Annotated in this window: 14 protein-coding genes; 4 read left to right on the plus strand and 10 right to left on the minus strand. The window is 55.6% G+C overall.

Annotated features, from left to right (window positions below):
• Nucleotides 1–61: 61 nt before the first annotated feature.
• On the minus strand, nt 62–1192 hold the full coding sequence (locus QOT07_RS10790) for an RNA-guided endonuclease InsQ/TnpB family protein (protein WP_283604346.1): 1131 nt from the start codon (nt 1190–1192) through the stop codon (nt 62–64).
• A 204-nt stretch (nt 1193–1396) separates the two neighbouring features.
• On the opposite strand from QOT07_RS10790, the gene phnW reads away from it, so the two are divergent.
• Nucleotides 1397–2500 carry a 2-aminoethylphosphonate--pyruvate transaminase gene (gene phnW / locus QOT07_RS10795; RefSeq protein WP_283603089.1) on the plus strand — a complete coding sequence of 368 codons (1104 nt, stop codon included), beginning with the start codon at nt 1397–1399 and terminating at the stop codon, nt 2498–2500.
• Between the two features lie 8 nt (nt 2501–2508).
• Nucleotides 2509–3318 carry a phosphonoacetaldehyde hydrolase gene (phnX, locus tag QOT07_RS10800; RefSeq protein WP_283603090.1) on the plus strand — a complete coding sequence of 270 codons (810 nt, stop codon included), beginning with the start codon at nt 2509–2511 and terminating at the stop codon, nt 3316–3318.
• 63 nt (nt 3319–3381) lie between these two features.
• Here the strand turns inward: phnX and QOT07_RS10805 are convergent, their stop codons facing one another.
• The 4 genes from QOT07_RS10805 to QOT07_RS10820 all read right to left on the minus strand — a co-directional run bounded on the left by QOT07_RS10805 (nt 3382) and on the right by QOT07_RS10820 (nt 7917).
• Complete coding sequence (locus QOT07_RS10805) at nt 3382–4773, minus strand: L-cystine transporter (protein WP_198404508.1); 1392 nt, start codon at nt 4771–4773, stop codon at nt 3382–3384.
• A gap of 184 nt (nt 4774–4957) precedes the next feature.
• Nucleotides 4958–5506: a metal-dependent hydrolase gene (locus QOT07_RS10810; protein WP_283603091.1), complete on the minus strand. Its 549-nt coding sequence runs from the start codon at nt 5504–5506 to the stop codon at nt 4958–4960.
• 400 nt (nt 5507–5906) lie between these two features.
• Complete coding sequence (gene hxpB / locus QOT07_RS10815) at nt 5907–6572, minus strand: hexitol phosphatase HxpB (protein ID WP_099065518.1); 666 nt, start codon at nt 6570–6572, stop codon at nt 5907–5909.
• A gap of 64 nt (nt 6573–6636) precedes the next feature.
• The gene (locus QOT07_RS10820) at nt 6637–7917 is read right to left on the minus strand and encodes an HdeD family acid-resistance protein (RefSeq protein WP_283603092.1); all 1281 of its coding nucleotides are present in this window, start codon (nt 7915–7917) and stop codon (nt 6637–6639) included.
• A gap of 195 nt (nt 7918–8112) precedes the next feature.
• Between QOT07_RS10820 and QOT07_RS10825 the strand changes: the two genes are divergently transcribed.
• Nucleotides 8113–8673, plus strand: coding sequence for a YniB family protein (locus tag QOT07_RS10825; RefSeq protein ID WP_099065520.1), 561 nt, complete (start codon nt 8113–8115; stop codon nt 8671–8673).
• 48 nt (nt 8674–8721) lie between these two features.
• Here the strand turns inward: QOT07_RS10825 and QOT07_RS10830 are convergent, their stop codons facing one another.
• Nucleotides 8722–9588, minus strand: coding sequence for a fructosamine kinase family protein (locus QOT07_RS10830; RefSeq protein ID WP_085116433.1), 867 nt, complete (start codon nt 9586–9588; stop codon nt 8722–8724).
• A gap of 264 nt (nt 9589–9852) precedes the next feature.
• Here QOT07_RS10830 and QOT07_RS10835 point away from each other — a divergent pair, with 264 nt between their 5' ends.
• Entirely contained in the window at nt 9853–10302 is a 450-nt protein-coding gene (locus tag QOT07_RS10835) for a GNAT family N-acetyltransferase (protein ID WP_099065522.1), read from the plus strand.
• A 38-nt stretch (nt 10303–10340) separates the two neighbouring features.
• On the opposite strand, the gene QOT07_RS10840 is transcribed toward QOT07_RS10835, so the two are convergent.
• Genes QOT07_RS10840 through QOT07_RS10855 form a run of 4 tightly spaced genes read right to left on the minus strand, consistent with a single transcriptional unit; the run spans nt 10341 to nt 13892 of the window.
• Nucleotides 10341–11201, minus strand: a complete 861-nt coding sequence (locus tag QOT07_RS10840) for a metal ABC transporter permease (protein ID WP_207980148.1) — start codon at nt 11199–11201, stop codon at nt 10341–10343.
• Complete coding sequence (gene yfeC, locus QOT07_RS10845; protein ID WP_085116436.1) at nt 11201–12061, minus strand: iron/manganese ABC transporter permease subunit YfeC; 861 nt, start codon at nt 12059–12061, stop codon at nt 11201–11203. The genes QOT07_RS10840 and yfeC overlap by 1 nt, the downstream gene beginning before the upstream one ends.
• Nucleotides 12061–12951 carry a manganese/iron ABC transporter ATP-binding protein gene (locus QOT07_RS10850; protein WP_129934856.1) on the minus strand — a complete coding sequence of 297 codons (891 nt, stop codon included), beginning with the start codon at nt 12949–12951 and terminating at the stop codon, nt 12061–12063. The genes yfeC and QOT07_RS10850 overlap by 1 nt, the downstream gene beginning before the upstream one ends.
• On the minus strand, nt 12948–13892 hold the full coding sequence (locus QOT07_RS10855; RefSeq protein WP_261415947.1) for a metal ABC transporter substrate-binding protein: 945 nt from the start codon (nt 13890–13892) through the stop codon (nt 12948–12950). The genes QOT07_RS10850 and QOT07_RS10855 overlap by 4 nt, the downstream gene beginning before the upstream one ends.
• Between the last annotated feature and the right edge of the window lie 9 nt (nt 13893–13901).

A 13901-nucleotide genomic window follows, 5' to 3' on the forward strand; every position in this document is an offset into this window, starting at 1 on the left:
CATGCGCAGTTGACTGCTCCCCGCCCTAAAGGGCGAGGATTCCCACTTCACTGAGTCGAACCTAAGCCGCTTGATGCGATTCAGGATTTACAGGCTCTCCGTGGGCTAACGCTGCCAGCCCGGCAGCTTTTATATTCCGTGCCGCATTAATGTCACGGTCATGGCTTGTCTGGCATTCCGGACAATTCCATTTACGAACATCAAGAGGCAATTTTTTCATGGTGAAGCCGCAACAACTGCAACGCTTTGAGGACGGGAAAAACGGGGCAATGGCGACCAGTGAACGCCCGCCCCATTCAGCCTTGTATGCGAGCTGGCGCACAAACTCGCCCCAGCTTGCATCGGCTATCGCTTTCGACAGCTTAGGGTTGCGGATCATGTTCTTCACTTTCAGGGATTCAACGCAAACAACTTGGTTATCGTTAATCAGTTTGCGGGACAACTTGTGCAAGTTATCCCTGCGGCAATCGGCAATTTTCGCGTGGAGTCGGGTCACCTTCAAGCGGGCTTTAGCGCGGTTTTTCGAACCTTTCGCTTTTTTGCTTAAACGGCGCTGAAGTCGCGCCAGGCGAGCCGCGTATTTAGCGGTATGGCGGGGATTGCCTTGTTTAAATCCAGTGTCAGTAACGAACAAATCCTTTAAGCCCACATCAATGCCCACGGTTTTAGCGGAAATGGGCAGTGATACAGGTTCAAACTCGCACAGACAGGAAACGAAATATCGTCCGGCTGCATCTTTGGAAATAGTGACGGTTGACGGCACGGATGGGAGTTCACGGCTCCAGCGCACGTCCAATGGGGCTTTGCTCTTAGCCATATGCAGCTTGCCATCACGATATTTAAACGCGCTGGTGGTCAATTCAGCGACCTGTTTGTGGCGTTTGCTTTTGAATGCTGGATATTTAGCCCGACCTGCAAAAAAGTGAGAAAAGGCCGTCTGTTGGTGGCGTAGCGATTGTTGCAAGGGGACACAGGAAACGTCATTGAGCCATGCGCATTCAGGCTCTTTTTTAAGCGCGGTTAACCGCGCATTAGCTTGCAGATAGCCGATCTTCTCCTGGCGCTCATAGTAAGCATCAGTACGCCAGCGAAGGATTGAATTATAGACAAAACGCACACAGCCGAACGTTTGAGCCAAAAGCTCAACCTGATCGGCTGTTGGATAGAATCGGTATTTGTATGCGCATTTCATATGTACAAAATTACAGGAGCCATCGTGAAAAGACAAAAAGAAGTTAGCTCGAAAAGCGCCTCCTTTCCTCCCCGGCCTGAAGGCCGAGGTTTCCCGGAGGCACTCTGATGAATTTTTTGTTTCAGCTGCGGTTGTCGTTTGACCCGAAGGCAAATTTACCGCCACTATACTCGCTATCTGGTATAGACCAAATGGGTGACTGAAATGTCTGAACATAATTACCTGCTGTTAACCCCCGGCCCGCTGACCACCTCAAAAACGGTGAAAGAGGCGATGCTGTTCGATAGCTGTACCTGGGATGAAGACTACAACCTGGGCGTGGTACAGAGTATTCGTCAGAAACTGGTGACACTGGCGACTCAATCGACGGGTTATACCTCGGTGCTGTTGCAGGGCAGCGGCAGTTTTGCGGTAGAGGCGGTGTTGGGCACGGTGATGGGGCCGCAGGACAAACTGCTGATCGTCAATAACGGCGCTTACGGCGCTCGTATGGTCGAAATGGCCAGACTGATGGACCTCAACCACCACGAGTTTCACTGTGGTGAAGTGAATGAACCGGATGTGGAGGCCATGGAAGCGGTGCTGAAAGGCGATGCACAGATTAGCCATATCGCCATGGTGCACTGCGAAACCACCACCGGGATGCTTAATCCGTTGGAGCGGGTTTCGGGCCTGGCAGCGCGAAACGGTAAAACCCTGATCGTGGATGCGATGAGCAGCTTCGGTGGCATTCCGCTGGATGTCGATGCGCTGGGCATTGATTACCTGATCAGCTCTGCCAATAAATGCATTCAGGGCGTGCCGGGTTTCGCCTTTGTGATTGCCCGCCGTAGCGAGCTGGAAAAGTGCGCCGGACGGTCGCGTTCGCTCTCGCTGGATCTATACACCCAGTGGCGCTGCATGGAAGATAATGCCGGTAAATGGCGTTTTACTTCGCCGACTCACACCTTGCTGGCCTTTGCGCAGGCGCTGCGTGAACTGGAGCAGGAAGGGGGAATTGATGCCCGTAACATCCGTTACCGCGCTAACCAGCAACGCCTGGTGGCGGGAATGCGTGAACTGGGATTCGAGACTTTGCTGGAAGATGAGTTGCACTCGCCGATCATTACCGCGTTCTATTCTCCGAAGGCCGAAACTTATCGCTTTACCGAGTTTTATCAGCGTCTCAAGCAGCAGGGCTTTGTTATTTATCCAGGCAAAGTTTCACAGAGCGACTGCTTCCGCATTGGCAATATCGGCGAGATTTATCCGCCGGATATCGAAGGTTTGCTGACCGCGGTCAGGCAGGCGATGTATTGGGATCTCTAAGGATGAGCATGAAGCAGATTAACGCAGTGATACTCGATTGGGCCGGCACCACGGTGGATTTTGGTTCCTTTGCACCGACACAGATCTTTGTTGAAGCCTTTAAGCAGACCTTTGATATCGACATTAGCCTGGCGGAGGCGCGCATTCCGATGGGGTTGGGTAAGTGGCAGCACATCGAAGCGCTGGGTAAGCTGCCAGAGGTGGATGCGCGCTGGCGGCAGCGCCTTGGCCGCTCGATGAATCGGCAGGATATCGATGCGCTGTACCAGGCCTTTATGCCGTTGCAGATTGCCAAGGTGGTTGATTTCGCCGAGCCTATCGAGGGGGTTCCGCAGGTCATAGCGGCGTTGCGCGAGCAGGGCATCAAGATAGGCTCCTGTTCCGGGTACCCGCGTGCGGTCATGGAGGTGTTGGCCCCGGCCGCGGCGCTGCGTGGTTATGCGCCGGATCATTGGGTGGCGACCGACGACCTGAGCGTGGGCGGCCGTCCCGGCCCGTGGATGGCGTTGCAGAACGTGATTGCATTGGGTGTCGATGCGGTAGCGCACTGCGTTAAAGTGGATGACGCGGTGCCGGGCATAAGCGAAGGGTTGAATGCCGGTATGTGGAGTATCGGGCTGGCGCTATCCGGCAACGAATTTGGTGCTACCTGGCAGGAATACCAGCAGATGAGCACCGCGGAGATTGAGCGACGGCGGGCGCTGGCGACGAACAAACTGTATGCCGCCGGAGCACACTACGTAATTGATACGCTGATGCAACTGCCGGGAGTGATTGATGAAATCAATCAGCGGCTGGCGTCAGGCGAACGGCCATAACCTTTTCCAGACATAAAAAAACCGGGGCCAAGTGCTGCCCCGGTTTTTTATTGCCGACGAAATTTACTGGTGAGCCAGTTCCACTTCGTCTTCGCTGTCCATAATGGACTTGTCGGTCTGCTTCATCAGTTGGCTGGTGACGGTACCAGCGGTCATGGAGCCACTGACGTTCAGCGCGGTACGGCCCATGTCGATCAGCGGTTCAACCGAAATCAGCAGGGCGACCAGCGTGACCGGCAGGCCCAGTGCGGGCAGCACAATCAGCGCGGCGAAGGTAGCGCCGCCACCCACGCCGGCAACACCGGCGGAGCTGATGGTGACGATACCCACCAGCGTGGCGATCCATACCGGATCCAGCGGGTTGATACCGACGGTAGGGGCAACCATTACCGCCAACATGGCCGGATACAGGCCCGCACAGCCATTCTGGCCGATAGTCGCGCCGAAAGACGCCGAGAAGCTGGCGATAGATTCCGGGATGCCCAGACGACGGGTTTGTGCTTCCACATTCAGCGGGATGCTGGCGGCGCTGGAGCGGCTGGTGAAGGCAAAGGTGATCACCGGCCAAACTTTGCGGAAGAATTTCGCCGGGTTAACGCCGGTGAAGGCCAACAGCACTGCGTGCACGCCAAACATGATGGCCAGGCCCAGATAAGAGGCCACCACAAAGCTACCGAGTTTAACGATGTCGTGGATGTTGGAACCGGCTACCACTTTGGTCATTAACGCCAGTACGCCGTACGGGGTCAGCTTCATGACCAGACGCACCAGCTTCATCACCCAGGCTTGCAGGGTGTCGATGGCTACCAGTACGCGTTGGCCTTTCTCTTTATCGTCTTTCAGCAACTGTAGTGAAGCCACACCCAGGAAGGCGGCAAAAATCACCACGCTAATGATCGAGGTTGGGCTGGCACCGGTCAGATCGGCAAACGGATTTTTCGGCACGAACGACAGTACCAGTTGCGGTACGGTCAGATCTGCCACTTTACTGACGTAGTTGCTCTGAATGGCCACCATGCGCGCGCTTTCCTGCGTGCCCTGTACCAGACCCTCTGCGGTCAGGCCAAACAGGTTGGTCACCAGAACGCCCACCAGCGCGGCAATCAGCGTGGTGAACAGCAGGGTACCGATGGTCAGGAAGCTTATTTTGCCCAATGAAGAGGCGTTATGCAGCTTGGCGACCGCGCTCAGGATCGAGGCGAAGACCAGCGGCATGACAATCATTTGCAGCAGTTGTACATAGCCGTTACCGACAATGTTGAACCAGCTGATGGATTCTTTCAGTACCGGGTTGTCCGAGCCGTAAACCAGTTGCAGTGCCAGACCGAACACCACACCCATCACCAGACCAACCAGTACTTTTTTCGCCAGGCTCCATTGCTTGTGGCGGGTTTGCGCCAACAGCAAAAGGAGGGCGACAAAAATCACCACGTTAATAACCAGCGGAAGATTCATCCCCAATGTCTCCAATTATTTTTTCTTATATAAAAATGGCTATGCACCAAGGCGTAGCGATACTAAATATCGTAACAGTTTGCGTAACGGCTCACTTATATCCAAATGGAATTTAATATAACTTTGTGCGCGAATTTGTTTAATTAATCTTCTGAATGAGGATTAAATGGCCGTTTTTTTGTGATCACAGTCTGATATTTTTTATTTGTTCAAAATATGCCTGCACTGGAAGGGTGCAACCGCCTTGCCAATAGATGGCGAAAGCCACCAGACACAGGCACAGGGCGCGCTCGAGTTGATTGCCTTTTTGGGAATTGAGCAGTGGCAGGCGAAAACGCCAGCGGCAGGGCCAAAGCAAGGGCACGCCGGCCGGAGTGAGCATATCCGCCAACAGGTGGCTGAAGTAACCGATAATCATGGCGTGCAACACGTCGGGCGGGATCGGCCAACTGCGCGGCACGTCAAGCTGGAAAAGCGCCATGCCGCCAGCGATCGCCAGCAGGCTATGGGTAAAACCACGGTGGCCGAAGGCACGCGAGATCGGGATGGCAATCCAGCGCAGGCGCTGACCCAGCACCGATTTGGGGTGATCGATATCGGGCAGCAGTGAGGTCAGCAGCGCGGCGGGGATAATATGCCACCAGTCGCCGGTAGCAAGCGATGGTGTCACCTCGGCCTTCTTGGCGAAAATCGCGCAAGCGACAGAGAAAATAAGATGTCCTTCCGCGGTCATACTGCTGTTCCGACTGATAAACTGTTAATTTATCCAGTATATGGGAAAATTCCCAGTGGTGGAAGCAGTTACCCTGTAACCAATTGTTTATTTTATCCCGTTTTACAACGGCTTGTTATCTTAAGGGGTTAAGGGTTGTGCGTTTTTGAACTGACGCGAGGATTGAATGGAACGAAAACGCCGGGCGACCGGATTAGGCTGCGTGGCAGTGACAACCTGTACCGATCGCCCGGCGCTTTCTTAGGGTCCCAGCATAGAGAGCGTGGTACGGTAATTCAATATAAATGAAATAATGTTTTATTTATATTGTGGTGTAGCGCCAGGTTTTGAAATCAGGCGGTGGCAGGGGGTTAGCGCGGGGATGAATAACGGCACCGGGAGCGGACCGATGCCGTGCAGATTACGCCAGGTGGTCCGGGGTAAGCTGTTCCAGTGTCTCGAGCTTATGGTCGGCCAATGCCCAGCGCTGATCATCGCGATATTCGTGCGCCGGGATAACAATTGAACGCATTCTGGCGGCCTTGGTGGCAATCATGCCGTTGAACGAGTCTTCCAGGGTGATACAACGCAGCGGATCGCTGCCCAGGCGTTCGGCGGCGATCAAATACACCTCCGGGTGCGGCTTGCTGTAGGGCAGGTACTCGGCGGAAACCAGTTGATCAAAATAACCCTCGAGACCAAACATCTGCAGCACCTGTTGTTGCATGTGCAGCGGCGAGGCGGAAGCCAGGCCGATATTCAGATCCAGGCTGCGGCACAGCTCCAGCGCCTGGTGTACGCCCGGCAGCAGTGGCTGCTTCTCGCGTACCAGTTCGATGGCGCGTTCGATAATTCGCGCAGAGACTTCTTCTTGTGAAACCCCTTGCCACGGCATGGCCTGGTACCACATTTTCACCACCAGATCGATACGCAGACCCAGAGTATCCGGTAGCTTGTGGCGATCGGACAAGTCCAATCCCAGTGCGCCAAAGATATCCAGTTCCGCCTGTAGCCACAGGGGTTCTGAATCGATCAATAAACCGTCCATATCAAAAATAGCGGTTTCAATGCGTTGCGAATAGGCCATTAGCGGTTAACTCCTGCCGACGCCGGTGAATGTGCCCGCTACTTTATCATCGCCGACGCCGAGACTAAAACTTTTGCCTGCGTGGCGAGGCTTTGCCAAAGCGCAGGATACGCCACACCTCTCGCAGTTTTAGCCACCAGCGTTGGTGTTGGCGTTCGGTGACCTGCTGCAACATACGTGCATAATCCAGCACCAGCCCCGGCGTCCAGGTCATGCTTTCACCACGACTGCGCAGCACCGCCAGCATCCACAGATTGGGATCGAGCACCAGCAACAGAAATCGACGCCACAGATGCTTATCGCCCAGTACGCCTTCCAGCGCGCTGTCGAGCGCCCGAATAACCGTGGTTGAACAGTTGCGCCGGGTCAGGTTGTAGGTGCTGTCCTGCTGATAATCTTGCCAGAAAGCGCGCAGTGCCGTTGGGTTATAGTGATGGAACTGGATTTTTTTGTCCGGTGGGCACCAGGCGGCAACCTCTTGCTGCAGGCCGGGCAGAAAGCGCCCGTCGACGTTGTTTTGCTCACCGGAATGCAGCAACTGGCGGAAATCCTGCGCCGAGTGGCTGATATCGTTAAGCGGGTAGTGGCTGATATACACATCGGGTGCCAGCGCCAAAGCGGCGTGACCGGTGGATATATTGCCACCGCCATCCACCGCGGCGATGTAGCGATCGACAATGTAGCGGCGGCGCGCGTCTTTTGCCGAGCCGATTGGCGTCCAGACATAGACGGTGAGTGGAAGGGTTTCATTGATCCGAGGCGGCGCAGTGGGGGCCTGGTTCTGATTTAGCGCAAAACTCTCCAACTGCCGGGCGATACGCAGCAGCGCCCAGCCGGAAAGCAGGATCATCACGCCGAGGCAAAAGGGTACCGTCATTCGGTGGGGGGCGGGCCAGCCGACAAAAATCATCAGCGAAAGCAGAATTTCGCCGCAGCCCGCCAGGGCTACCGGTTTCCAGCGGCTGTGCTGGATCACCGTGGAGGAGGCGATTCGCACCGCGCCATCCAACAACAGCGCGCTGCCAAACACCAGCGTGGCGACGATATTATCGTCTGCGGGCACGTCCAGCATCAAGAAGGCCATAAACAAGAAGCCCAGCCCTTTCAGCAGTACCGGCCGGCTGGCGGATGAGCCAATCACCAGCGCGGCAGAGATTGCCACCAGCCCCTCCAGCGCCAGCATCACCGCCAATGCATCTAACGCCAGTACCGAACGGCCATCCTGCAATATGTCGAACAACATCAGTGCGCCAACGGCGATCCACAGCCAGCCGAACAGCATCAGCAGGCGGCGCTGACCGTGCAGTGCCTGTGGGCCCAACAATAAGATAATCAGCCGGATCATGGTGGCCCCTGTCTAAACGGATTGATTTAACTATATAACTATTTAATGGTAACGCGCGGATGCCGTTAAGCTGTTGATTTCGGATAAACCCGGCTACGCTTGTAGCACAGCAAGGCTGAAGAAAACGGTGGGCGAGTTTCAGTAACTACAGGTAGACTTAGCCCATTACGGTTACGTCGCTTACAAGGGGAACACATGACGTATCAACAGGCTGGGCGCATCGCCATTATCAAACGTATTCTTGGCTGGGTGGTTTTCATCCCGGCGTTGCTGTCGACGCTGATCTCAATGTTGATGTTTGTTTATCAACACAGTGAAAAAACCAAAGGCATTAATGCGGTAATGCTGGATTTTGTCCACGTGATGGTCGATATGGTGCGCTTCAATACGCCGTTCCTGAATATCTTTTGGTATAACTCGCCGGTTCCTGACATAGAAAAAAGCTTGTTCAGTGGCGCTAATTTCATGTTTATCGTTATTTATATTCTGATTTTTGTCGGGCTGGCACTGCAGGCTTCAGGTGCGCGTATGTCACGTCAGGTGAAGTTTATCCGCGAAGGCCTGGAGGACCAGATGATCCTCGAGCAGGCCAAGGGCAGCGAAGGACATACCCGTGCGCAGTTGGAAGAACGTATTACGCTGCCGCACCACACCATCTTCTTGCAATACTTCCCGCTGTACATTTTGCCGGTGGTGATTGCCGTGATCGCCTGGTTTGTGATCAAACTGCTTGGTCAACTGGCCGGCACGGCTTGAGGTGATATGAGGTCAGGTAAAGGCGCTGGATTCAGCGCCTTTATTTTATCAGGACTCGGGGTGGAGCAGAATTTCTACCGCGCGCTGGGCGCGGACCAAATGCTGGCCGCCAAACAGATTGCTGCGGTTGAGCAGGTAATACAGTTGATACAGCGGCTGACGTTCGATAAACCCACTCTCCAGGGGCCAGACGCTCTGGTAGCCGTCATAAATCTGCGGCGGCAGTTCCGGATACAGCGGCAGCATCGCCAGATCGCACTCTCTGTCTCCCCAATAACAGGCCGGGTCAAACAGTAAGGGGCCATTGGCGGTTAGAGCGCAGTTGGCCGGCCACAAATCGCCATGCAGCAGTGAAGGCTGCGGCTGATGGTGCTGCAGGCGCAGATAAACCGCGTCAACAATCTCGTCAATATCCCCGAAGGTCATGCCTTTCTCCGCCGCCATCTGCAACTGCCAGCCAATGCGCTGCTCGGCAAAAAACTCTGACCAGCGGCGCTGCCAGGCATTGGGTTGCGGGGTGGTGGACAGATCGTTGTCGAAGTCGAGACCGAACTGCGGTTGTTCACTCCACTGATGCAGATGGGCCAGTTGTTGGCCAAGACAGTAGGCGCCATGGGCGTCAAAGGGTTTCAGGGGTTGGTATTCCAGCAGCAGGAAGCTGTAGTCGCGATCGCTGCCGACGCCGTACACCTGAGGCACCCGCACGGTTTTACTGCGTGCGAGCAATTCCAACTGGTCGGCCTCGGCGGTAAAGATGGGCAACAGCTCACGGGCATCGCATTTGACAAACACCTGGTTGTCACCGTAACTCACACGCCATGCCGGGTGAATATCGCCCCCGGGCAGTTCGGTTCTTTCGCGGATTTCTGCGCTGCCAAGATGTTCACTTAACAGACGGCTAACGGCTTGCCACATGGTACACCCCCTCTGTGTTGCCTGCGAATTCATTAGGTTAGCGTCTTTAGCCTGAAGAAAACACGACCTGGCGCACAGCTGGCACCAACAACTGGCGATTTTCTCGCCACCCGCGTTTGCTCAAAGTATATACGCTATTGATTAATTTAAGCACTGTGCATGTTGCAACTTGCCGACGTGAGGGCGATGTTTATCAGGCCAGCTATGGCTGAGGCGAAAGGGTGTTTTTTTGATGTCTTTTATTATCAATGAGATGAGAAATTAATGGAGCAAAACCAGCAGTGGCAACGCGGTGAATACCGGATCAACAGCGATAAAAGTGAATTAAATATCGCCTTTACCCACGCTTTTTTGACCACCTCGACCTGGGCGAGTGGTATTTCGCTGGCGACGGTACAGCTGGCCATCGATAACAGCCTGTGTTTTGGCCTGTATCACCAGCAACAGCAGGTTGGTTTTGCACGTCTGGTCACGGATTACACCACCTTCGGCTACCTGTGTGATGTGTTTGTCTCTCCGGATTACCAGCGGCAGGGGCTGGCGCGTTGGTTGATGGATTGCACGCTGGAGCATCCGGTGTTGCAACGGTTGCGGCGAATTATGTTGGTGACCGGCACTGCGCCGTGGCTGTATCAGAAGGTGGGCTATGAAGCGGTGAATCGCGAGGACTTTGTCTGGCACATTGTCCGGCCAGATATCTACCAGCAGCAGTAACACCAGGCGGCGGTGCTAATTGGGCACCGCCACCGGTTTCAAGGCTTCGCGTTGAGCAAGCCCTCTTCGTGACGTTGTAACGGTCTGAATTTGCTGTACAGCAGGGCGACCACAAACAGCATCGCCTGGACGATCACAATGCAGGGGCCGGTGGCTCCGTCGATGTGGAAGCTGATTAAGGTGCCGAGCACGCAGGAGAATACCGATACCACCGTGGCGACTATCAGCATGCGATCAAAGCTGCGGCACAGCATAAAGGCAATAATGCCCGGTGCGATCAGCATCGCAATCACCAGGATCACCCCCACCGCCTGCAGCGAGGCGACAATGGTCAGCGCCAGCAGGCACAGCAGCCCGTAGTGCAAAAGCTTCACCGGCAAGCCAATCACCCTGGCATGGTTGGGATCGAAACAGTAAAGCATTAAATCTTTGCGTTTCAGCAACACCACCAGCAGGGTAATGCCGGCCATCAGCAGCGTTTGTTTCAGCTCGGCGTCGGTAATGCCCAGCATATTGCCGAACAGAATGTGGCTCAGGTGCTGGTCGGTATCGACGCGTGAAAACAACACCAGCCCGAAGGCGAACATGCCTGAGAACACGATACCCATCACCGTATCCTCTTTCACCCGGCTGTTTTCCTTCAGGTAACCGGTGGCGACCGCACAGAAAATACCGGAGAAAAATGCGCCGATCACCACCGGGATGCCGAGCACGAACGCCAGCACGATGCCGGGCAGCACCGCATGCGAGATGGCATCCCCCATCAGCGACCAGCCTTTGAGTACCAGATAACACGACAACACCGCACACACCACGCCAGTGACGATAGCGGCCAGGATCGCCCGCTGCATAAACGGGTAGGCGAAGGGTTCGCTGAGCAGTTGATACAGAGTTTCCATCAGTGGCCTCCGGTCTGTTCACGTGCCACACGGCGTTTGGATGCCAGCAGACCGTGTTTGGGGGCAAAGAAAAAGGCTGCCAGGAACACCAGCGTCTGCAGGGTCACGATCACCCCACCGGTTGCGCCGTCGAGGAAGAAACTCAGGTAGGCACCGAAACCGCTGGTCAGCGCGCCGATCACGATAGCGATTATTACCAGCCGACTGAAGCGGTCGGTCAGCAGATAGGCAGTTGCCCCCGGCGTGATGACCATGGCGATCACCAAAATCGCGCCGACTGTTTGTAATGCCGCCACGGTGCAGGCGCTGAGCAGGGTGAAGAACAGGATCTTCAACCGCAGCGGCGACAGGCCGATCGACACCGCGTGGTTTTCGTCAAAGAACACCGCCAGCAGGTCTTTCCACACCAGGCACAGGATCAGCAGTGAAACGCCGATGATAATCTCGACCTGCAACACGTCTTCGTCGGCGATGCCGAGAATATTGCCGAAGATAATCGACTGTACGTTAACCGAGGTCGGGTTGAGCGAAACGATCAGCAGACCGACGGCAAAGAAGGTGGAAAAGATAAAGCCGATAATCGCGTCTTCGCGCAGGCGGGTGACGTGGCGTACCAGCGTCATGGCCAGCGCGGCCAGCATACCGGTGAAGAATGCCCCGGCGGCGTAGGGCAGACCCAGCGCATAGGCTCCGGCGACACCGGGCACCACCGAGTGCGACAGTGCGTCACCCATCAGCGACCAGCCTTTCAGCATCAGGTAGGCGGAAAGAAACGCGCAGGCGGCACCAACGATGGCACTGACCCAAATGGCTTTGACCATGTAGTTGTAACTGAAGGGTTGCAGCAGAATGTCCAGCATCAGGGTTGTTTCTCCTTTGGCTGGCTTTGCGCAGGCGGATCGCTCTTGGTATGGCCATAGAACACCGCCGGGCGCTCGTCATCGGTCAACACCGTCACGGTGCGCGGATCGTTGTCGTCGTGCAGGTCTGGGCCGGACAGGTTGATATGGCGCAGTACGCCGCCGAACGCCTGTTCCAGGTTGCTCTGGGTAAAGGTAGTTTCGGTCGGTCCTGCGGCCAGCACCGTGCGGTTAATCAGGATCACCCGATCGCAAAACTCCGGCACGCTGCCCAGGTTATGGGTGGAGACCAGGATCAGGTGGCCTTCATCGCGCAGCGCACGCAGCAGGTCGATAATGGCGTTCTCGGTTTTGACGTCGACGCCGGTAAAGGGTTCGTCCAGCAGCAGGACCGTGCCTTGTTGTGCCAGTGCGCGCGCCAGAAAAACGCGTTTTTTCTGGCCTCCGGAAAGCTCACCAATCTGGCGAGAGCGCAGTTCGCTCAGACCCACGCGCTCCAGCGCCTTATCGACCCGCAGTCGGTCTTCCTTTGAAGGGATGCGCAGGAAGTTCATCTTGCCATAGCGGCCCATCATCACCACGTCTTCCACCAATACCGGGAAATTCCAGTCAACCTCTTCGGTTTGCGGGACGTAGGCGATGACGTTTTTCTTTAGTGCTTGCGCGACCGGCTGCTCGTTGAGCTGTACGCGGCCGGTGGTGGGCCTGACCAGTCCCATGATGCTTTTGAACAGGGTCGACTTGCCGCTGCCATTGACGCCAACCAGCGCGCAGATGGCACCACCGCTCAGGGTAAAGCTGGCGTTGTGGATCGCGGTATGGCCGTTATTGTAGGTCACGGTAACGTCGTCCACGCTCAATTCAGGGCGGACAAAAACCTCAGTGGTCATTGATCAAATCCTTTGGCAATGGTTTGTACGGTGACATTGAGCAGGTCGATATAAGTCGGTACCGGGCCGTCCTGAGTGGACAGCGAATCGACATACAGCACACCGCCGTATTTTGCACCGGTCTCTTTCGCCACCTGTTTGGCCGGCTTGTCGGAAATGGTGCTTTCGCTGAAGACCACCGGAATATGGTGGGCGCGCACGGCGTCGATTACCCGGCGGACCTGCTGCGGTGACCCTTGTTCATCGGCGTTGATCGGCCACAGGTACACTTCTTTCAACTGATAGTCTTTGGCCAGATAGCTGAAGGCGCCTTCACTGGTCACCAGCCAACGCTGGGCTTCAGGAATGCGTGCCAGACGTTCGCGCAGTGGCGCGTCCAACGCGGCAATTTTGGCAGCATAGGCTTTGGCATTGCGGTTATAGGTTTCTGCGTTGGCCGGATCGTGCTGCACCAGCGCTTTACGGATATTTTCGATATACACCAGTGCATTGCTGGCGGACATCCAGGCATGTGGGTTAGGGTTGCCGTTATACGGTCCTTCGCGGATCGGCAGTGGGGTGATGCCTTCGGTGACGACCGCAGCGGGCACCTGTTTGATGTTCTCGAAGAAGCGCTGGAACCAACGTTCCAGATTCATGCCGTTCCACAGGATCAGGTCGGCATGTTGTGCCTTGACGATATCGCGCGGCGTTGGCTGGTAATCGTGGATTTCCGCGCCCGGTTTGGTGATTGACTCCACCACGGCGGCGTCACCGGCCACGTTTTGGGCGATATCCTGAATGATGGTAAAGGTGGTTACCACGCGCAGCTTTTTTTCCGCCAAGGCGCCATGGCTGGCGAGACCAGCGGTCAATAACAGACACAGCAGGGCGACAGGGCGGAAAAAGCCCCGGGGCTTAATCAGGGACAGGCGGGGAAAAGCGCGTTGTTTCATAAACATGGTGACATC

Origin of the sequence: Serratia proteamaculans, assembly GCF_949794035.1 — a bacterium.
GTDB classification, from domain to species: domain Bacteria; phylum Pseudomonadota; class Gammaproteobacteria; order Enterobacterales; family Enterobacteriaceae; genus Serratia; species Serratia proteamaculans.